Consider the following 19427-nt stretch of genomic DNA (forward strand, 5'->3'; position numbering starts at 1 on the left):
CGGTCAGGTCGCAACGGCGCGGCCGGCTCGGAGGTGCTCCGTGGTGGATCCGCTCGCGCACGTGCCCGGTGACCGGGGGTGGCCGCTGGTCGGCCACACGCTGATGTTCGTCCGGGACGCCCGGGGGCTGACCGAGCGCAACCGGCTGCGCTACGGCGACGTCTACCGGATGCGGGTGCTCGGCCGCGAGGGCATCACCTTCCTGACGCCGCAGGCCACCCGCGAGGTCTTCCTGGACCCGGGCAAGGTGCTCTCCAGCGAGCAGGGCTGGTCGAACACGATCGGCGAGCTGTTCCGCAACGGGCTGATGCTGCGCGACTTCGACGACCACCACCGGCACCGCCGGGTGATGCAGCAGGCGTTCAGCCGGGCGGCGCTGACCGGGTACGTCGAGGCCATCCACGAGGTCACCGACCGGCACCTGCGCGAGCTCCCCGACGGCGACGTGGACGTCTACCTGCTGATGAAGCGGTTGACCCTGGACATCGCCGCCGAGGTGTTCGTCGGGGTGTCCCTGGGCGAGGAGTCCGAGCGGGTCAACCGGGCCTTCGCCGACGCCGTGGCCGCCTCGATCACCCCGCTGCGGGTGCCGTTGCCGGGCACGCCCTGGCGGCGCGGGATCCGCGGCCGGGCCGAGCTGGTGCGGGTGTTCGGCGACCTGGTGGCCGCGCGGCGGCGGGAGTCGGAGCCGCGCACCGACCTGCTGTCCCGGCTCGCCCACGCCACCACCGAGGACGGCGAGCTGCTGCCGGTGGACGACGTCGTCGACCACATGGTCTTCCTGATGCTCGCCGCGCACGACACCACGACCTCGACGCTGGCGGTCATGCTCTGGCAGCTGGCGCTGCACCCCGAGGAGCAGGACCGGGTGGCCGCCGAGGTCCGTGCGCTGGACGGCGCCCCGGTCACCCCGGCCGACCACGGCGACCTGGTGCACACTTCGCGGGCGATGTCCGAGGCGCTGCGGCTGAGCCCGCCCGTGCCGTTCTCCCCGCGCCGCGCCCTGGCCGACGTGGAGATCGCCGGCGTGCACGTGCCGGCCGGCACCGGGGTCAGCGTGTCCAGCCTGGCGCTGCACCGGCACCCGGACTGGTGGACCCGCCCGGACGCCTTCGACCCCGACCGCTTCGCCCCCGGCCGCGAGGAGCACAAGCAGCACAGCCACCTCTTCGTGCCCTTCGGCGGCGGGGCGCACCTGTGCATCGGCAACCACGTCGCCGAGGTGATGGTCAAGGCGATCGTCGCCCGGCTGCTGGCCACCCGGCGGGTCACCGCCGACCCGCGCGCCGGCGTCGTCATCTCCCCGATCCCGATCCCCAAGCCGAAGGGGCCGATGCTGCTCACGGTGCGCTGAGGTGCTTCCATCGCCGGCATGCCGTCGACGCTGACGCTCGCCCCCGCACCACCCTCCGAGGCCGCCGAGGCGGTGCGCCTGGAGGTCCGCGAGTTCCTGGCCGCCGAGCTCGCGGCCGGGTCCTTCACGACGCACGTGGACACCTGGCTGTCCGGCGTGGACCCGGACTTCTCGCGCAAGCTCGGGGAGCGCGGCTGGCTGGGCATGACCTGGCCGAAGGAGTACGGCGGGCACGAGCGCACCGCGATGGAGCGCTACGCCGTCACCGAGGAGCTGCTGGCCGCCGGCGCGCCGGTCGCCGCGCACTGGATCGCCGACCGGCAGTCCGGGCCGAACCTGCTGCGCTACGGCACCGAGGCCCAGCGCAAGGACATCCTGCCCAGGATCGCCGCCGGCGAGTGCTTCTTCGTGATCGGCATGAGCGAGCCCGACAGCGGCTCCGACCTCGCCTCCATCCGCACCAGGGCCGTGCGCAACGCCGACGGCGACTGGGTGGTCAACGGCGCCAAGGTCTGGACGTCGAACGCCCACCACAGCCACTACGCGATCACCCTGGTCCGCACCGCGCCGCTGGACACCGCGCACCGGCACGCCGGGATGAGCCAGCTGCTGGTCGACCTGTCGACACCGGGCATCACGATCAACCCGATCCGCATCCTGGACGGCGGGCACCACTTCAACGAGGTCGTGTTCGACGACGTGGTCATCCCCGGCGACATGCTGCTGGGCGAGGAGGGGGCCGGCTGGCACCAGGTGACCGCGGAGCTGGCCTTCGAGCGCAGCGGTCCCGAGCGCTTCCTGTCCACCTTCCCGCTGGTCGCCGAGTTCGCCCGCCGGGCGTCGTCGCCGGCCGAGCTGGCCACCCTGGGCCGGCTGAGCGCCCGGCTGCTGGCGCTGCGCCAGCTGTCCCTGCGGATCGCGGCCGCCCTGGACCGCGGCGAGCTGCCCGACATCCCGGCCGCGCTGGTCAAGGACGTGGGGACGACGTTCGAGGCCGACGTCGTCGAGGCGATCCGCGAGGTGGTGGACGTGCCCGCCTCGCTGGACTCACCGGACCCGCTGGGGCGGGCGCTGGCCGAGGCGCAGCTGCACGCGCCGGGCTACACGCTGCGCGGGGGCACCAACGAGATCCTCCGCGGGATCGTGGCGCGCGGGCTGGGTCTGCGATGAGCGACCAGGACCTCGTCGTCTCCACCGTCCGGGAGATCCTGGCCGGGCACGAGCCGACCCAGCTGACCCCCGACCGCCGGTGGGACGCCGAGCTGTGGGCCGACCTGGCCGAGGCCGGGCTGACCGGCGTCGGGCTGCCCGAGGAGGCCGGTGGCTCGGGCGGCGAGCTGGCCGACGCGGTCGCCGTCGTCGCCACGCTGGCCGCGGGTGCCGGGGCGGTGCCGGTGGCCGAGCAGCTGCTGGTGGCCGCCCCCGCCGTCCTGGCGGCCGGGCTCGAGCTGCCGCCGGTCGACCAGCCGCTGTCGGTGTCGGTGGCCGGGGCGGTCCGGGTCGAGGACGGCCGGCTCACCGGGACGGCGACCGACGTCGCCTGGGCCGGGGTCGTGCACTGGCTGGCCGTGGTCGCCGCGGGTCCGGACGGCGACGTCCTGGCGCTGGTCGACGTGTCCGGCCTGGAGGCGACGCACGCCGCCAACCTGGCCGGCGAGCCGCGCGGCTCCTACGTCCTCGACGGGGTCCCCGCCCAGGTCGGCCCGCTGCCGGCCGACCTGCGCGCCCGATACGCCCTCGCCCGGGCGGTGCAGCTGTCCGCGGCGGCGGAGACGGTGCTGGCCTGGACCGTGCAGTACGCCGGTGAGCGCGTGCAGTTCGGCCGCCCGCTGGCGAAGTTCCAGGGCATCCAGATGCAGCTGGCGCAGATGGCCGGCGAGGTCACCGCGGTCACCGCGCTGGTCGACGCGGCCGTGCAGCGGTTGGACCGCGGCGAGCCGGTCGAGCTCGCCGCCGCGGCGGCCAAGGTGCGCGCGGGTGCGGCGGTGGACGTCGTCGCCCGGCAGGCCCACCAGGTGCACGGCGCGATCGGCTTCACCCAGGAGCACCGGTTGCACCACCTGACCAAGCGGATGTGGTCCTGGCGGGACGAGGCGGGCAACGAGCTGACCTGGGCGCGCGTGCTGGGCGCCGCCGTCGCCGGTGAGGACCCGTGGCCGGTCCTCACCGGGCTGGTGTGAGCGTGCCCGACTGGGTGCAGGACGCGATCTGGTGGCAGGTGCACCCGCTGGGGTTCGTCGGCGCCGAGCGGGAGGCCGTGGAGACGGTCACCCACCGGCTGCCGCGGATCAGCGGGTGGCTGGACCACCTGGTGTCCCTGGGCTGCAACGGCCTGGCGCTCGGGCCGGTGTTCGCCAGCAGCACGCACGGCTACGACACCGTCGACCACCTGCGGATCGACCCCCGGCTGGGCGACGAGCAGGACTTCGACGAGCTGGTGGCTGCCGCCCACGACAAGGGCGTGCGGGTGCTGCTGGACGGCGTGTTCAACCACGTCGGCCGCGACCACCCCGCGTTCGCCGACCCGGCCCGCCGGCACTGGTTCCGGTGGGACGGCGACCAGCCCGCGGTCTTCGAGGGCCACGGCGCGCTGGTGGAGCTCGACCACACCCAGCCCGACGTGGTGCAGCTCGTCGTGGAGGTGATGTGCCACTGGCTGGAGCGCGGGGTCGACGGCTGGCGGCTGGACGCCGCCTACGCCGTCCCGCCGGAGTTCTGGGCGCATGTGCTCCCCGCCGTGCGCGAGCGCTTCCCCGACGTCTACGTCGTCGGCGAGGTCATCCACGGCGACTACGCCGGGGTCGTGGCGGCCTCGGGCATGGACGCGGTCACCCAGTACGAGCTGTGGCAGGGCATCTGGCACGGCCTGGCCGAGGGCAACCTGTTCGAGACCGCGCACGCGCTGCAGCGGCACGACGGGTTCCTCGACGCCTTCGTGCCGTGGACCTTCGTCGGCAACCACGACGTCACCCGGATCGTCGACCAGGTGGGGGAGGACCGGCTGCCGCACGCCCTGGTGCTCTGGGCGACCGTCGGCGGGACGCCGGCCGTCTGGTCCGGCGACGAGTTCGGCTGGCACGGCATCAAGGAGCACCGCGCCGGCGGGGACGACGCCATCCGGCCCGAGTTCCCCGCCGACCCGCTCGCCGTCGAGGGCGGGCCGGTGTTCGCCCTGCACCAGGAGCTGGTCGGGCTGCGCCGCCGGCACCGCTGGCTGCACCGGGCCCGCACCGAGCAGCTGCACCTGACCAACGAGCAGCTGGTCTACCGGACGGCGGCCGACGGCGAGGCGCTGCTGGTGGCGCTGAACGTGGCCGGCGAGGCCGCCACGGTCCCGGCGGCGGGGGAGCTGCTGGCCGGGTCCGGTACGCCGCGGGGCGCGGGCTTGGAGCTGCCGGCCCACGGCTGGGCGGTGCTGGCCGCGGGCTGAGGCGTCGGTAGCGTCAAGCAGCGTTGAACTTCAGGGTGTGGATCTTGAAGTCGATGGTGTTGGTCGGGCGTAGAGCTTGGGTCAGTGTGGTCCAGGCGGGGTGGTCGGTCATCCGGGCCAGTTGGATGGTGACCAGGTCGCGTAGGCCCTCGACTGACCAGCGGGTGCCGCCGATGTCGGTGCGGGCGTTGAGTTCGCGCATGACGCGCTCGATGACTCCGGAGCCCAGTTCGGGTCCGCCCAGGGGTGCCAGTCGTTGTCGGAGTTCGGGGCGCAGGCAGGTGAAGACCTGGTCGCGGGCGCCGGTGAGCAGCTGTGCGGCGGCGTGGTGGTCGGCGTCGGTGATGGTGTCGACGAAGGCGTCGTAGAGGTCCAAGGCCTGGGCGTGGGTGAGTCGTTCGCGGGCCACGCGGTGCAGGAGGTCGACCAGTCCGGCGCGCTGGGCGTTGGCCCAGGGGTGCGGTGCCTTGTCGGCGTAGAGGGCCCAGCGCAGCGCACGGGGCAGGTGCCACCAGCAGCGCTGGATCGGGGCGTCGGGCCACACGTCCTGGGCCAGTCGGGTGATCGCCAGCTCCCCGTCCACGACGACCATCGCCGGTGGGTCCACCGCACGCAGCTGGGTGGCCATGGCCGACCACGGCTGGCCCAGGGTCAGCCCGAGCAGGTTGACCGTGGCGCGGCGGCGGCGGCGTGGGCCGGTGCGGGCGGTGAGCCCGATGGCGATGTTGGTGTCCACGCCCAGCCTGCGGCGACCGGCGCGCATGCCGGTGCCATCCAGGATCACCACCTCGGCCCGCCCGGGGGCACCAGGTAGGTCTGCGCACCCCACCCCATCAAGCATCGGGGCCAGGTCGGCCACAGCCGAGTGCGCTCGCCCGGCCGTCCCGGGTGCCCCGAACTGCGCGGCCACAGCCCCGGCGCGGGCGAAGGACATCTGGGTGGCCAACTCGGCCAGCTCGACCATCAACCGATCAGTGCGTCGCCGGCCCGACAGGTCCAACAACAACAGCAGCGGGGCGAACACCCGCCCGCACGACCGGCACCCCACGTTGGCCAACTGGATGCGCACGATCCCGGTGGCGGTGTCCAGCCGGCGCGGACGGGTGCGCTTGCCCTTGCGGGCGAAGTCGCTCATCACCCCGCACCCCGGGCACCCGAACGGCGCCGGCAGGTCCCACACCGGCAGCCATCTGGGACCACACACCCGGTCGATCAGCCTGTCCTGCAGCTCCTCCACAGCCGCCGCTACCGCGGCGGCGGGCACCTCATCGCGCATCGCCACCGCCCACGCCTCCAGCTGCGACCAGGTCAACGAACCACCCAGCTCAGGCAGCTCAACGGTCAGGGCAAGGGTAGTGACAACCACCAGGAACTCCTCGGATCAGGCGACCCCCACCTCAAGCCCAAGATCCGAGAACTTCAACGATGCTCTGCGCTACCGAGGCGTCAGAAGAACCGACGCACGAGGTCGATCATCTCCTCCCGGCTGCCGCCCGCCTCCCGCGCCCGGAAGAACTCGTCGAGGTGGCCCAGGGTGACGACGAAGAGGAACGTGGCCGGCCCGTCGACGGACCGGAACGTGTGGGTCAGCCCGCGGGGCAGGAAGATCGTGCTCCCGGCGTCCCCGCGGAAGACGTCGTCCCCGCACTCGGCCTCGACGGTGCCCTCGAGCACGATGATCGTCTCGTCATCCAGGCGGTGCTGGTGCGGCGGCGGACCGGCACCGTCCAGGACGCTCCGGTAGACGGCCAGGCTGCCGCCGGTCGACTCGTTCGAGGCCTTCACCTCGGGGCCGCGACCGGGCACGCCCTCGTCGGCCCCGAGCAGGTAGCCGCGGCCCGGCCGGGGGACCGCCTCGGCTTCTGCCCGGCTCGGTCGGGCTGGTGGGACGACGGACACCCCGCCGACCGTAGGGCCCGCGTGCCGGACGGTCCAGACCCTGCGGGCCGTGCCCAGCCGACAGGTGCAGGATGCAACGGTGGTCTTCAACAGCACGGGCATCCAGCGCGGCGCGGACGGCATCGCCCGGTACGAGGGCCTGCTGCCCAACGTGGTCCGCGGGTTCGCCGACACCGTCGCCGCGCACCCCGACCGCACCGCCGTCGTCGAGCTGGGCGGGGGCACCGCCACCTACCGCGAGCTGTGGGACAGGGCGCTGCGGGTGGCCGGTGGCCTGCGCGCCGCGGGGGTGGGACCGGGCGACCGGGTCGCCGTCGGGCTGCCGAACGGGCTGGCCTGGATGCTCGGGTTCTGGGGCGCCCAGCTGGCCGGCGCCGTCGTCGTCCCGCTGAACACCCGGCTGGCCCCGGCCGAGACGGCGTTCGTGCTGCAGGACTCCGGCGCCGCCGTCGTCGTGGACTCCGTCGACCTGCCCGACGGTGACCCGGTCGAGCCGGCCGACCCGGCACTGGGCGACGTGGCCGCGCTGTTCTACACGTCGGGGACCACCGGCCGGCCCAAGGGCGCGATGCTCACCCAGGAGTGCCTGGTCAGCTCGGCGGAGAACGTGCAGCGCTGCCGCGAGCTGGACGTCGAGCAGAGCAACGTCTCGCTGATCTCGGTCCCGCTGTTCCACGTCACCGGCTGCTGCTCGCAGATGATCACCCAGGTGCTGATGGGCGGCACCACGGTGCTCATGCCCAAGTTCTCGCCGGCCGCGTTCCTCGCGGCCGTCGCCGAGCACCGGGTCACCCTGCTGACCAGCGTGCCGACGATCTACGAGCTGGTGCTGCGGCACCCGGACCTGGCGACCACCGACCTGTCCAGCGTGCGGGCGCTGTCCTACGGCGGCGCCCCGATGGCCCCGGAACTGGTGCACCGGCTGCGGCTGGCCTTCCCCGGCGTCCGGTTGGGCAACGGGTTCGGGCTGAGCGAGACCAGCGCGCTGGCCACCTTCCTGCCCGACGCCTGGACCGACGCGCACGCCGACTCGGTGGGCTTCCCGGCCCCCGTGGTCGACGTCGCCGTCGACCGGCCCGACCCCGACAGCGGGATCGGCGAGCTGCTGGTCCGCGGGCCGAACGTCGCCGTCGGCTACTGGGGGGACGCCGCCCGTACCGCCGAGACCTTCGTCGACGGCTGGCTGCACACCGGCGACCTGGCCACGGTCGACGGCGAGGGCCTGGTCCGGATCGTCGACCGGGCCAAGGACATGATCAACCGCGGCGGGGAGAACGTGTACTCCGTCGAGGTGGAGAACGTCCTGGCCGAGCACCCCGACGTCCTCGAGGTCGCCGTGGTCGGCGTGCCCGACGACGTGATGGGGGAGAAGGTGGGCGCCGTCGTCCTCACCCGGCCGGGCACCGTGCTGGCCGTCGCCGACCTTGCCGCGTTCGCCCGCGAGCGGCTGGCCGACTACAAGGTGCCGCAGTACGTCCGGGTGCTGGACGGGCCGCTGCCGCGCAACGCCGGCGGCAAGGTGCTCAAGGGCCCGCTGCGGACGGCGACGGACTGGACGCCCGTCCCGCGCCGATGAGTCCGCGCCGATGAGTCCGGGCCGGCCCGGCGGTCTCCTCCCCGACACCCCTACCGAGGAGGCACCGTGCCGCTGCGCGACCTGCAGGCCATCACCCTGTTCGTGGACGACCTGACCGCTGCCCGCCAGTTCTACGCGGCCGTGTTCGACGGTCGCGAGCTGTTCACCGACGACGTGTCCACCGCGTTCTCGATCGGCAACACTGTGGTGAACCTGCTGCAGGCCGACCAGGCGGTCGAGCTGGTGGAGCCGGGCACCGTCGCCGACGCCGGGCCGCACCGGTTCATGCTCACCGTCGGGGTGGCCGACGTCGACGCCGTCTGCGCGGAGCTGGCGGGCCTCGGCATCGCGCTGCGCAACGGTCCGCAGGACCGGCCGTGGGGCGTCCGGACGGCGGCCTTCGCCGACCCGTCCGGCCACCTCTGGGAGATCGCCGCGCCGCTGGCGGGGTGAGCCCGGGTCAGCGGGGAGGGACGTCGCCGGGGATCCGGACGGCGTCCTCGGCCTGCGGGGCGACGGCGAGCTGCAGCGCGAGCGCGACCCCGGAGACGGCGGCGCTGACCCCGGCGGCCTGCCGGTAGCTCGGCCAGATCAGCGCCGCGGGCGCCATGCTGGCCAGGTGCAGGGCGTCCATCGCGGCGCCGGCCTGCATCGCCTGCCGGGTGGGGTTGGCCAGCAGCACCGCGCTCTGCACCACCGTCCGGACGCCGAGCACCCGGACCAGCCAGCTGCGCGGCGCCCGAGCGCCAGGGGCCAGGTGCCGCACGGTCCAGGCCGGCGCCAGCAGCATCCCCAGACCCAGGCCGCCCAGGGTCGCGGACACCGCGCGGCTGCGGGCGTGCCGCTGGCTGCGGCTGGGGGCTTCGTCCTGGCGGTCCGGGCTGCTGGAGGTCATGGCGGGGCGCTACCCGGTCGCGACCAGGGGGAACCGGATCAGCGCTCGCGCACCAGCAGCGGCTGGCTGACCTCGCCGTAGACCCCGGCGGTGTCGGAGATCGTGCCGGTGCACAGGCCCAGGCCGTTGCCGCCGAGCCGGGTCGCGCAGGACAGGTGCACCCACTCGCCCTCGGCCTCCCGGGTCAGGTGGCAGGTCATCCCGGGCGGGATGGACAGCCAGCGCTCCAGCGGCAGCTCCACGGAGATGCCGTTGGCCGCGTCGGCGGCGATCAGCGTGCGGTCGGTGCCGGTGAGCTCCTGGCCGGCGACCAGCGGGATGCGCACCCGGGTCCAGACGTCCGCGGCGCCGAGCTGCTCGGGGGACCCGGCCGTGTACCGCCAGTCCAGGGCCTCCTGGTAGCCGAAGTCCGGCAGCCCCGGGAACACGACGGTGCCCTCCGCGGGCACCGGGGGCGGGACGACGGCCGGGGTCACCACCGGCGGCGTCGGCCCCGGCGCCAGCGACCACACCCGGGCCACGGCGACGGTCCGGCCGCCGACGGTCATCACCGCCTCGGTCAGGTCGATCCGGCGGCCCGGGCGGACCGGCGACACCTCGACGGTCAGCTCCTGGCGGGGGATCGCGCCGAAGAAGTCCACCGACACCCGCGCCGGCTGCTGGTCCCCGGCGGCCGCGGCCAGGTGCGCGAGCAGGGCCGACGGCGGGCCGCCGTGCTGCGCCCCGACGTCCCACGGGCTCTCGGTCGCGCGGGTCGGGGTGAACCGGCCCTCGCCCAGCGGCAGGTAGAAGGCCTCGGCGATCTCGTCCACGGGGCCGACGCTAGAGCAGCCCGGTCAGGGCACCGCCGTCCGGATCTCCTGCGTGCGGGCCTCGATCTCCCGGCGCAGCTCGCGCCGGGACACCGCCGCGGCGTGCCGGCGCCGCTGGTCCTCGGTGACCACCTCCAGCGGCGGGACGGCGACCGGGCGGCGGTCGGCGCCCAGCGCGACCATCGTGAAGTAGCAGCTGTTGGTGTGCCGGACGATCCCGGCCCGCAGGTCCTCGGTGGTGACCTGGATGCCGATCTCCATCGACGTCCGGCCGGTGTAGTTCACGCTGGCCCGGAAGGTCACCAGCTCGCCGACGTGGACGGCCTCGCGGAACACCACCTGGTCCACGCTCAGGGTCACCGCGTAGGTGCGGCTGTACCGGCTGGCGCAGGTGTAGGCCACCTGGTCCAGCAGCTTGAGCAGCTGGCCGCCGTGCACGTTGCCGGAGAAGTTGCTCATGTCCGGGGTCATCAGCACGGTCATGGACAGGCGGTGCAGGTCGTCTTCCCCGGTCATGCCGGCAGATCCTGGCAGAACCGGGGGCGTGTCGGCCCCCGTCGGCCGCCGCCCCGCCCAGCCCCCTGGACGGCGATGAGCCGCGACCCGCTGAAGGTGCCCTCGACCAGGCTGACCGGCCCCCGCCGCGGCCTGTCCCGCAGCGGGCGGCGGACCCTGCTGGCGGTCGTCGCCGCGGTCGCCGTCCTGCTCCGCGTCGGGGTGGGCACGCTCGGCGCCGACCCGGGCCCGGCGCCGACCCCGACCGCCGCCACCGCCCCGGCGACGTCGAGCGCACTGCCGTCCCCGACGCCGCCGCCGACGACCCCGGAACCGGTCACCCAGGCGCCAGTCACCATCGACCCGGACACCGGCCTGCTCGGCGAGGACGCCGCCGCGACCGCCGTCGCCGGGGCCGACCCGGGCACCGCGCTGGCCGCCCTGGCCGGGCTGCCGGTCCGCGGCCGGGCGCCGCAGACCGGCTACGAGCGCGACCGGTACGGCAGCGGCTGGGTCGACACCGACCGCAACGGCTGCGACACCCGCAACGACGTGCTGGCCCGCGACCTCTCCGCCGAGCAGTTCCGGCCCGGCACCCAGGACTGCGTGGTGACCAGCGGCGTCCTCGTCGACCCGTACTCGGGCACCACGATCTCCTTCCTGCGCGGACAGGGCACCAGCGAGCAGGTGCAGATCGACCACGTCGTCGCGCTGTCCAACAGCTGGCAGACCGGCGCCCAGCAGTGGGACGAGGCCACCCGAGTCGCCTTCGCCAACGACCCGCTCAACCTGCTGGCCGTCGACGGACCGCTCAACCAGCAGAAGGGCGACGGCGACACCGCGACCTGGCTGCCGCCCAACCAGGCCTACCGCTGCGCCTACGTCGCCCGCCAGGTCGCGGTCAAGCTCACCTACGGCTTGTGGACGACGGCCGCCGAGCACGCCGCGATGGCCACGGTGCTCACGCAGTGTCCGCAGGAGCCCCTGCCCGTCGCGGGGTGACGCCCGACCGGGTGATCCGGGACCGCCGACGGGGTGACGCTGCGTCACCGGGACGTCCGGATGGCCGCCGGGTCACCTAGACACGGCAGGTGCCCTCCACCCCACGCCGCCGCCGTTCGCGGATCCGGTTCGCCGCCCTGCTGCTGGTCGCGGTCGAGATCCCGCTGTTCGCCGGGCTGCTGGTCGCCCAGGTCGCCGACCCGACGCCGGCCCGCGCGGCCGGGGACCACGCCTTCCTGAACCAGGCCGCCGACGGCGCGCCGGTGACCTGGGACCCCTGCAGCCCGGTCGGCTACGTCGTCGACTGGACCGACGCGCCGGATGGCGCGCTGGCCCTGGTGACCGATGCCGTCGCGACGGTCGAGGAGGCCACCGGGCTGACCTTCACCGCGCTGGGGTCCACCCAGCTGCGCCCGGACCAGGGCGGCGCGACCGACCCGCTGCCCGGCGGTGCCGAGGTGCTGGTGTCCTGGGTGCCGACCGCGCAGGACGAGCTGTTCGCCGCCGGCGAGGCCATCGGGTGGGCCCGCCCGATGGTGGTCGGCGGCCGGTCCGGCGGCCAGGTCTACGGCCGCGGCCAGGTCGTGCTGGACGCCGGCTGGTTCGCCGACGCGAGCCCGGCGCGGGCGCGCGGGGTGCTGCTGCACGAGCTGGGCCACCTCGTCGGCCTGGACCACGTCGAGGACCCCAGCCAGCTGATGGACGCCGGTGGGTCCCTCGGGCGGGAGTACCAGCAGGGCGACCTGGAGGGGCTGGCCCGGCTCGGCCCGCTCGCCGGACCCCGCTGCAGCTGACCGGGGGCGCGGTCGGATAGACAGTGCACATGACCGAGGCGACCACCCTGTCCGACTCCGGCTGGCTCTCCGGCGAGGAGATGGACGCCGCCCGCGAGCGGCTGCCGATCCTCTACGTGGACGCCGTCCCGGTCCGGGTCGACGAGCACGGCACGGTGACCAAGGTCGGCCTGCTGCTCCGGGTCGGCAGCGACGGGCAGATCAAGCGGGCCCTGGTGTCGGGCCGGGTGCTGTACCACGAGCGGGTCCGCGCGGCGCTGCTCCGGCACCTGGAGAAGGACCTCGGCCCGCTCGCCCTGCCCCGGGTCCCGCCGGCCCCGCAGCCGTTCACCATCGCCGAGTACTTCCCGACCCCCGGGGTCACCCCGTTCCACGACCCGCGTCAGCACGCGGTGTCGCTGGCGTACGTGGTGCCGGTCGAGGGCGACTGCGAGCCCCAGCAGGACGCGCTGGAGCTCACCTGGTTCGCCCCGGACGAGGCCCGCGAGCCCGGCGTCCTCGCCGAGCTGGCCAACGGGCAGAGCGCCCTGGTGGTCCAGGCCCTCGCCCACCTGGGCGTCTGACCCTGCCCCCTCCGGGGGGCCGGACCGGCGCGGCGCGGGACACCGTCGGTGCCGCACCGGACACTGGACGGCGATGAGCGAGCCCCACCCCGACGAGGCCCCCACCCAGCGGTACCCCGTGCCGCAGTGGGGCCCGCCGGTGCTGCCCCCGGTTCTCCCGTCGCGTCGCCGGCGCGCGTGGCCGGGCCTGCTGACCGTCGTCCTCGTGCTGGTCGTGGCCGCAGCGGGCTGGTACCTGGGCAGCGGCCGCACGCCGTCCCTGCCGCTGGTCACCGCACCCTCGGTCGCCCCGGTGGAGGCGCCGCGCACGGTGCCCACCCCGGGCGGCGAGGAGTCCGACGAGCCGCTGGGCACCCCGCCGACCGCGCCGGACAGCGACGTCTACGCCTTCGTCGCCGAGCAGGCCGACGGCGTGACCCCGGTGGCCTACGACCCGTGCCGCCCGGTCGCGGTGGTGCTGAGCACCGACGGCGCGCCCGAGGGCGCCGAGACGATGCTGGTCGACGCGCTGGCCCGGATGACCGCGGTGACCGGCCTGCAGTTCCGCTACGACGGACCCACCGACGAGGTGCCCGGCGGCGGCCGCGCGGCCTACCAGCCCGACCGCTACGGCGACCGCTGGGCGCCGGTGGTGGTCGGCTGGCGCACCCCCGAGCAGGAGCCCGGCCTGGCCGGGGACGTCGCCGGCCTGGGCGGCAGCGCATCGGCCGGCCCGGACGGCGGACCGGTCGCCTACGTCACCGGCAGCGTCACCCTCGACGGCCCCGAGTACGCCACCCTGCTGGCCGACGGCGACGAGGCCCTGGCCCGCGCGATCCTGCTGCACGAGCTGGGCCACGTCGTCGGGCTGGCCCACGTGTGGGACGAGGACCAGCTGATGGCCTCGACCACCAGCGGCGACGTCCTGGACTTCGCCGACGGCGACATGGCCGGCCTGGCCCGCCTGGGCGCCGGGGCGTGCATCCCGGAGCTGTAGCGGTCAGGCGGTGACCGACCGGGCCAGCGCCCGGCGGGTGCGGTAGTCCTCGACGGTCAGGCACTGCAGCCGGGAGTCGTCGCCCTGCTGGTTGTCCACGTAGCCCAGCGAGGCCACGTAGGGCTCGATGACGTGGATCTTCTGCAGCGGGGTGACCACGAGCAGCTGCAGGCCCAGCCGGCCGAACAGGTCCAGGGCGAACCGGGTGGAGTCGTCCGAGCCCCGCCCGAACGCCTCGTCGATGACGACGAACCGGAAGTTGCGGGCCAGGTGGGCGGCCGGGTCGATGCCGAACTGGTAGGCCAGCGACGCGGCCAGCACCGTGTAGGCCAGCTTCTCCTTCTGCCCGCCGGACTTGCCCGCGGCGTCGGTGTGCGTCTCGTGCTCGGCGTCGTCGTGCCGCCAGCGCTCGATCGCGGAGAACACGAACCAGGTGCGGACGTCGGTGACGGTCCGGGCCCAGCGGCGGTCCTCGGCGGCGTGCCCGGCCCGGCCGCGCAGCCGCTGCACGATCCGGGCGATGCGGGCGAACCGCAGCTCCGGGTCGGCGTCGTCGACCTCGGTGCAGGACCGCAGGTCCGCCCGGAAGTCCTCGATCTCCGGGGCGCCGCTGCGCCGGGCCTCCAGGGCCAGGTAGCGGCCCGGGTGGTAGTCGATGTCGTGCAGCGAGCCGTTGATCGCCTCGATCCGCTCGGTCACCTGCGCGGCCCGCCGCTCCAGCTCGGCCAGGAACCCGGCGATGTCGCGCACGGTGTCCTGCTCCAGGCAGGCGGTGAAGGTCGCCTCGGCGCGGGGCAGCTCGTCGGTGCGCAGCCGCTCGTGCAGCTCGCGGAAGGCGTCCGCGGCGTCCCGCGAGGCGTCCAGACCGGTCGCGGCGGCCGGGTGCTGGGCGCGGAAGGCGGCCATGGCGCGCACCATCCGGGCCTCGACCTCGGCGCGCACCGAGGTCTGCGTGGTGCGCTCGCGCTCCAGCGCGGCGCGCAGGGTGCGCTCGCGCTCGTCGACATCGTCCAGGTCGCCGGGCGGGGAGGAGGCGATCCAGCCGCGCCGGTTCAGCCGCTCGGGTGCGGTCAGCGCGCGGTCGATCCGCAGCGCGCGGGCCACGGCCGAGCCGTCGTCCACGGCCTGGCGGGCGGGCACCGCGTCCCGGGCGTCGTCGGCGCCGGCCGCGGCCAGCCGGCGGCGGACGCCCTCCAGCACGCGGAAGGTCTCCCCGAGGGCGTGCGCGGCGGCGCCGCGGCGCTGCTGCAGGGTGGCCTGCGCCGAGGCCAGCGAGACGATGTCGCGGCGCAGGTCGTCCATCGCGCCGTCCAGGCCGAAGAGCACCCCGGAGGCGGCGACCAGCAGGTCGCGCTCGCGGCCGAGCTCGGCGATCTGCCGGATGGCGCCCTGCCAGTCCAGCGCCTTCCAGTTGTCGTAGGCCGACAGCTGGGCGAGGTCCCGGCCGCGGGCCACGGTGCGGGCCCGCTCGGCGCGGACGGCGTCCCGGGCGGCGGAGAGCTCGCCGAGCTGGGGCAGCAGTGCGTTCTCCGCGGCGCCCAGCGCGCGGACCTTGCCGGCGTTGTCCCAGCCCAGCACCTGGTGCAGCGGGTCGCCCATCGGGTGCCGGTCGTCCAGGGCGTGCCGGCCGGTGCGGTCCTTGACCTGCCCGGTGCGGGTGACCGCGACCGGGGTGCGGCGGAACTCCTCGATGTCGTCGACCCGCAGGTGCGGCGCGCGCAGCGCCACCTGGGTCTCCACCCAGGCGGCCAGCGGGCTGGAGCGCACCTCGAGGGTGGCGGCCAGCGACTGCGGGGCCGGCATGGGCGAGGCGGCCGGCAGCTGGGCCGGCAGCGCCAGGTAGGCGAGCTCCGCGCCCAGGTCCTGCTCCTCGACCCAGGCGGTCACCGCGGCGTAGTGCTCGTGCGGCACGAGCACGGTCAGCGCGAAGTCGCGCAGCACCCGCTCGGCGGCACCGGCCCACTCGGCGTGCACGGGGGAGACCCGGACCAGCTCGCCGGCGAAGGGCAGCAGGCCGGCGTCCACCGACAGCGCGGCGGCCAGCCGGTCGCGCAGCCGCAGGGAGTCCCGGGGGACGACGCCGGTGCGCCCGCGCAGCCCGGTCAGCTCGTGGCCGATCGCGGCCGCCCGGGAGCGCAGCGACGCCAGGGCCACCTCGACCTCGGCCAGCCGCTCCTCGACCTGGGCCTCGCCGTCCACCGCGCGGGACAGGGCCTGGGCGATCTCGGTGCGCCGGGCGACGAAGTCCTCGACGTCGGTGACCGGGTCCAGGCCGGTGGCCTCCAGCAGGCCGGCGAAGGTGCCGGCCCGGGTGCGCCGCTCGCGGCGGGCGACCTCGAGGTCCAGCAGCTGCTCGTCGATGTAGCGCAGCCGCTCGCCGCCGTTGCCGGTGCGCTGCATGGTCAGCGACAGCTCGCGGGCGCGGGCGAGGTCCAGGTTGGTGATGCCCTGGCTCAGCGCCCGGTCGGTGGCCGCGACCTCGGCGCGCTGCGTGGTGGCCTGCGCGGACAGCAGCTTCTCGCGCAGCCGGTCGGCCCACACCGGGAGCGCGCCCAGGTCGGCGTCCACGGTGACGATCTGCTCGGTGAGCACCGCGTGCCGGTCGGCGTCGGCGAGCACCGGTGCGAGCTGGGCCAGCTGGGTGCGGCCGGTGACGACGGCGTCGTGCGCGCGGGTGAGCTGGTCGACGTGGCCGAGCAGCCGGTCCACCCAGCCGGCGGAGTCCCCGGGCTCGAGCAGCAGGTCGCGGACGAAGCCGTTGAGGTCGCCGACGGCCTTCATCGAGACGGTCTGGTGGAACAGGTCCATCGCCTGCTCCGAGGCGATGCCCAGCCGGTTGCGGTAGACCCGGCCGTACTCGGTGAAGGTGCCGAACACCTCGACGTCGACCCGGGCGGACAGCCGGCGGCGCAGCGCGGCCGGGTCGCTGCCGAACTCGGCGAGGTCACCGGCGATCGAGAGGTCGCGGTCGGCGACCAGGTGGAACCGGTCGGGCTGGCCGACCTCGCCCGAGCGCAGCCAGAACACCTGGCCGAGGGTGACGGTCTCGTCCAGGGCCTCGTTGCGGAACACCGCGAGCAGCGCCGTCCAGGTGCTGCCCGGGCGCAGGCCCACGGTGCGGGGGGCGCCGGTGGTGTCGCTGCGCTCGGCCCGCCAGTGGCCCTGCACGTAGGAGCGCAGGTCGCGCTCGCGGGTGGGGGCGCCGGCGGCCTCGTTGTAGGAGACCCGGGCCGCGGGCAGCAGCAGCGTGCTCAACGCGTCGACGATGGTGGACTTGCCCGAGCCGATGTCCCCGGTGAGCAGGGTGTTCTGGCCGTCGGCGCGCAGCGTCCAGACCCGGCGGTCGAAGGTGCCCCAGTTGAGCATCTCCAGGCGGTCCAGCCGGAAGCCGGCGCGGCTGCCGGGGGCGTCGTCCTCGGTGGTGAGCAGCAGGTGCGGCACCGGCGGGGTGGTGGTCACAGGAGGTCCTCCTCGATGTCGGCGGAGAAGGCGGCGGAGAACGAGCCAGAGCCGGAGGCGGCGGCGGGGTGCTGGCCGGCGTACTCGGCGAGCTTGGCGTCGAACTCGCCGAGCCACTGGGCGTCGACGAAGGCCTTGAGCACGCGGCGCACCTCGAACCCGCCGTCCGGCCCGGGCATGCGGCGCAGGAAGCCCAGCTCGACGACCTTGGCGATGTGCCCGTCGACCTGCTCCACCAGCCGGTTGCGCCGGCCGGGGTCGGGCAGGAAGTCCGCGAGCAGGTCGACCAGGGCGGCCCGGGTGAGCACCAGCCTGCCGCCGTCGCCGGCGTCGGCCACGACCAGCTCGCGGCGGAGCAGGGCCAGCAGCAGGCTGACCGGGAAGGACAGCGACCGGCGGGCGACCAGCCGGGGGAGCGGCCGCTCGGTGCCCGGGTCCTCGGGGCGCTGGCGCAGGAAGGCGTAGCCCTCCCGCTCGTCGACCACCGGGACCAGCCCGAGGACGGCGACGTGGTCGCGCAGGTCGGACTGCAGGGCGGTCAGGTGCCGCCAGACCTCCGGCGAGCTCTCCCGGTACAGGACACCGCGCATCAGCGTGGTCACCACCAGGGGCAGGTCGAGCTCGGCGCGGGCAGGAGCGGCGTCGAGCTCGGGCAGCAGGGCGGTCATCGGGAGTCCTCCACGGGGATCAGCCGCGCGCGGCGGCCGGCGGGGTGGGTGCTGCCGGCGCGGGGACCGGTGTCCCGGCGGGCGTAGACGACGCGGGGCAGGGTGGCGCTGCGGGGGAGACCGTCGGGGTCGGTCCAGCTGACGGTGTCGTCGTCGTCCCGGTCGTCGGGGACGTCGTCGTCGGCGGGGAGCGGGAAGACGACGTCGAAGGCGTCGTCGCGCAGGGACAGGTAGGCCATCAGCTCGGCCAGGCCGTGCTGCAGGGGGTGCTGCTCGAGGACGGTCGCCAGCTCCACCCGCGGGCGCTGCAGCAGCGCGCGCCGCACGTGCGCGGTGAGCGGCACCGGGTCCACCTGGACCTGGCCGAACAGCGCGGTCGCGGCGAAGTCCTCGTCGCCGGCGTCGGGCCGGGCGCTGTCCACCGCGGCCCGCCGGGGCGGGGCGTACAGCGGGCGCTCGACCGGCAGGACGACGGTGGGGGCCAGGTCGTCCAGCTCCACGGCGAACCCGTCCAGCGGGGTCAGGCCGGCCGACAACCGGCGGGCACGCTGCTCGATGCCGCCGAGCAGCTCCAGCACCCGGCGGTTCTCCCGCCACACCCGGTCGTCCAGGCCCGAGCGCAGGCCGTCGGTCAGCCCGCGCAGCACCATCCGGGTGTGCTCGGCGGCGATGACCAGGTCGTGCTGCACCCGGCGCAGCTGCGGGTCGGCGCAGGTGCGCAGCGCGGGCAGGGCGTGCACCCGGGTGAGCAGGTCGGTGAGCTCCTCCTGCAGGCGCGGGGAGAGCAGCCGGTCGTAGCAGGCGAAGAAGCTGCGGCCCTGGTCGCCGTCGGCGATCCCGCGGCGACCCGCGGCGACGTCCAGGGCCAGGGCGCCGTCCCCGCCGGCGATCCGGTCGCGCAGCTCGCGGTCGCGCTCGCGGAAGGCCGCCTCGACCGCGCGCAGGTCGGCGAGCAGGCCGCGGGCGGTGCGGGCCAGGTGCAGGTAGCGGTCGCGCTGGAGGGTCGGCTCTGCGTCCCCGGCGGCCAGGGAGCGGAGCAGGTCGACGACGGAGTCCAGCCGGGCGGCGGTGTCCACGAACGGCCGCGGGGCCAGCCCGGCCACCCAGGCGATGGCCAGCTCGGCCGCCGGGGTGGCGTCCATGACGGGCTCGTCGGAGCCGGGCGGGTACCAGGCGCGCAGCCAGCCGCCGTCCGGGCCGGCCCAGCCGTCGAGGTAGCCGCGGGCGTCCACCTGGGCCCGGGGGGTGCCGTCCAGGTCGGCCAGCAGGTCGCCGAGCCGGTCGGCCAGCTCGCCGGCCGGCAGCCCGTGCGCGCCGCCGGTGACGAAGACGCGGGACAGGAAGGCGATCACCAAGGGGGCGTCGTCGGCCCGGAGCAGGCGCCAGGCGGCGTGCTGCTGCAGTGCCGCGATGGCATCGACGCTGTGGTCGACCTGCATGCCCCACCCCTCCCGCTCGTCGGTCCCGATCGCGGCGACAGTAGGTCGGCACGCGGCGGAATCCG

At 75.2% G+C, this 19427-nt stretch carries 18 protein-coding genes; 10 read left to right on the top strand and 8 right to left on the bottom strand.

The features are described 5' to 3' along the window. The first annotated feature begins 40 nt into the window (after positions 1-40). The 4 genes from LFA75_RS18865 to LFA75_RS18880 are packed head-to-tail and all read left to right on the top strand — an operon-like array spanning position 41 to position 4784. Complete coding sequence (locus tag LFA75_RS18865; protein ID WP_225235132.1) at positions 41-1354, top strand: cytochrome P450; 1314 nt, start codon at positions 41-43, stop codon at positions 1352-1354. Between the two features lie 18 nt (positions 1355-1372). Further along, the gene (locus LFA75_RS18870; RefSeq protein ID WP_225235133.1) at positions 1373-2524 is read left to right on the top strand and encodes an acyl-CoA dehydrogenase family protein; all 1152 of its coding nucleotides are present in this window, start codon (positions 1373-1375) and stop codon (positions 2522-2524) included. Continuing rightward, a complete protein-coding gene (locus tag LFA75_RS18875) occupies positions 2521-3534 on the top strand; it encodes an acyl-CoA dehydrogenase family protein (protein ID WP_225235134.1) in 1014 nt (337 codons plus the stop codon). Before LFA75_RS18870 ends, LFA75_RS18875 begins: the two co-directional genes overlap by 4 nt. 2 nt (positions 3535-3536) lie before the next feature. Beyond that, the gene (locus LFA75_RS18880) at positions 3537-4784 is read left to right on the top strand and encodes an alpha-amylase family glycosyl hydrolase (RefSeq protein ID WP_225235135.1); all 1248 of its coding nucleotides are present in this window, start codon (positions 3537-3539) and stop codon (positions 4782-4784) included. A 13-nt stretch (positions 4785-4797) separates the two neighbouring features. Here LFA75_RS18880 and LFA75_RS18885 read toward each other — a convergent pair whose 3' ends face one another. Next, entirely contained in the window at positions 4798-6096 is a 1299-nt protein-coding gene (locus LFA75_RS18885; protein ID WP_225233446.1) for a transposase, read from the bottom strand. A gap of 134 nt (positions 6097-6230) precedes the next feature. Next, on the bottom strand, positions 6231-6683 hold the full coding sequence (locus LFA75_RS18890; protein ID WP_225235136.1) for a cupin domain-containing protein: 453 nt from the start codon (positions 6681-6683) through the stop codon (positions 6231-6233). Between the two features lie 49 nt (positions 6684-6732). On the opposite strand from LFA75_RS18890, the gene LFA75_RS18895 reads away from it, so the two are divergent. Together LFA75_RS18895 and LFA75_RS18900 are read left to right on the top strand one after the other, a co-directional pair. Beyond that, positions 6733-8259 (top strand): class I adenylate-forming enzyme family protein, encoded by a 1527-nt coding sequence (locus LFA75_RS18895; protein WP_225235137.1) that lies wholly within the window; start codon positions 6733-6735, stop codon positions 8257-8259. 66 nt (positions 8260-8325) lie between these two features. After that, positions 8326-8712, top strand: coding sequence for a VOC family protein (locus LFA75_RS18900; protein ID WP_225235138.1), 387 nt, complete (start codon positions 8326-8328; stop codon positions 8710-8712). Between the two features lie 7 nt (positions 8713-8719). Here LFA75_RS18900 and LFA75_RS18905 read toward each other — a convergent pair whose 3' ends face one another. From LFA75_RS18905 to LFA75_RS18915, 3 genes are read right to left on the bottom strand one after another with little or no spacing between them, the layout of a single operon-like run. Further along, positions 8720-9154, bottom strand: coding sequence for a hypothetical protein (locus LFA75_RS18905; RefSeq protein WP_225235139.1), 435 nt, complete (start codon positions 9152-9154; stop codon positions 8720-8722). A gap of 38 nt (positions 9155-9192) precedes the next feature. After that, complete coding sequence (locus LFA75_RS18910; RefSeq protein WP_225235140.1) at positions 9193-9966, bottom strand: thioesterase family protein; 774 nt, start codon at positions 9964-9966, stop codon at positions 9193-9195. Between the two features lie 24 nt (positions 9967-9990). Further along, positions 9991-10482, bottom strand: coding sequence for an acyl-CoA thioesterase (locus LFA75_RS18915; RefSeq protein WP_225235141.1), 492 nt, complete (start codon positions 10480-10482; stop codon positions 9991-9993). A 75-nt stretch (positions 10483-10557) separates the two neighbouring features. Here LFA75_RS18915 and LFA75_RS18920 point away from each other — a divergent pair, with 75 nt between their 5' ends. The 4 genes from LFA75_RS18920 (at position 10558) to LFA75_RS18935 (ending at position 13796) form a co-directional block, all read left to right on the top strand. Then, complete coding sequence (locus LFA75_RS18920; protein ID WP_225235142.1) at positions 10558-11463, top strand: HNH endonuclease family protein; 906 nt, start codon at positions 10558-10560, stop codon at positions 11461-11463. An 89-nt stretch (positions 11464-11552) separates the two neighbouring features. Beyond that, the gene (locus tag LFA75_RS18925; RefSeq protein WP_225235143.1) at positions 11553-12257 is read left to right on the top strand and encodes a zinc metalloprotease; all 705 of its coding nucleotides are present in this window, start codon (positions 11553-11555) and stop codon (positions 12255-12257) included. Positions 12258-12286: 29 nt separating this feature from the next. Then, the gene (locus LFA75_RS18930; RefSeq protein ID WP_225235144.1) at positions 12287-12820 is read left to right on the top strand and encodes an NUDIX hydrolase family protein; all 534 of its coding nucleotides are present in this window, start codon (positions 12287-12289) and stop codon (positions 12818-12820) included. A gap of 73 nt (positions 12821-12893) precedes the next feature. Continuing rightward, positions 12894-13796, top strand: a complete 903-nt coding sequence (locus LFA75_RS18935) for a matrixin family metalloprotease (protein ID WP_225235145.1) — start codon at positions 12894-12896, stop codon at positions 13794-13796. Between the two features lie 3 nt (positions 13797-13799). Here LFA75_RS18935 and LFA75_RS18940 read toward each other — a convergent pair whose 3' ends face one another. From LFA75_RS18940 to LFA75_RS18950, 3 genes are read right to left on the bottom strand one after another with little or no spacing between them, the layout of a single operon-like run. After that, on the bottom strand, positions 13800-17255 hold the full coding sequence (locus tag LFA75_RS18940; protein WP_225235146.1) for an ATP-binding protein: 3456 nt from the start codon (positions 17253-17255) through the stop codon (positions 13800-13802). Next, the gene (locus LFA75_RS18945) at positions 17252-17923 is read right to left on the bottom strand and encodes a DUF4194 domain-containing protein (protein ID WP_225235147.1); all 672 of its coding nucleotides are present in this window, start codon (positions 17921-17923) and stop codon (positions 17252-17254) included. Before LFA75_RS18945 ends, LFA75_RS18940 begins: the two co-directional genes overlap by 4 nt. Next, complete coding sequence (locus LFA75_RS18950; RefSeq protein ID WP_225235148.1) at positions 17920-19362, bottom strand: DUF3375 domain-containing protein; 1443 nt, start codon at positions 19360-19362, stop codon at positions 17920-17922. Before LFA75_RS18950 ends, LFA75_RS18945 begins: the two co-directional genes overlap by 4 nt. Positions 19363-19427 lie beyond the last annotated feature (65 nt).

The sequence above is a fragment of the Klenkia terrae genome, assembly GCF_900491935.1.
Taxonomy (GTDB): Bacteria; Actinomycetota; Actinomycetes; order Mycobacteriales; family Geodermatophilaceae; genus Klenkia; species Klenkia terrae.

What these genes read in the sequence shown, in the direction of transcription:
- LFA75_RS18935 (WP_225235145.1), top strand. Translation starts at nt 12,894, where the DNA reads ATGAGCGAGCCCCACCCCGACGAGGCCCCCACCCAGCGGTACCCCGTG.
- LFA75_RS18905 (WP_225235139.1), bottom strand. Translation starts at nt 9,154, where the DNA reads ATGACCTCCAGCAGCCCGGACCGCCAGGACGAAGCCCCCAGCCGCAGC.
- LFA75_RS18945 (WP_225235147.1), bottom strand. Translation starts at nt 17,923, where the DNA reads ATGACCGCCCTGCTGCCCGAGCTCGACGCCGCTCCTGCCCGCGCCGAG.
- LFA75_RS18870 (WP_225235133.1), top strand. Translation starts at nt 1,373, where the DNA reads ATGCCGTCGACGCTGACGCTCGCCCCCGCACCACCCTCCGAGGCCGCC.
- LFA75_RS18915 (WP_225235141.1), bottom strand. Translation starts at nt 10,482, where the DNA reads ATGACCGGGGAAGACGACCTGCACCGCCTGTCCATGACCGTGCTGATG.
- LFA75_RS18950 (WP_225235148.1), bottom strand. Translation starts at nt 19,362, where the DNA reads ATGCAGGTCGACCACAGCGTCGATGCCATCGCGGCACTGCAGCAGCAC.
- LFA75_RS18930 (WP_225235144.1), top strand. Translation starts at nt 12,287, where the DNA reads ATGACCGAGGCGACCACCCTGTCCGACTCCGGCTGGCTCTCCGGCGAG.
- LFA75_RS18920 (WP_225235142.1), top strand. Translation starts at nt 10,558, where the DNA reads ATGAGCCGCGACCCGCTGAAGGTGCCCTCGACCAGGCTGACCGGCCCC.
- LFA75_RS18875 (WP_225235134.1), top strand. Translation starts at nt 2,521, where the DNA reads ATGAGCGACCAGGACCTCGTCGTCTCCACCGTCCGGGAGATCCTGGCC.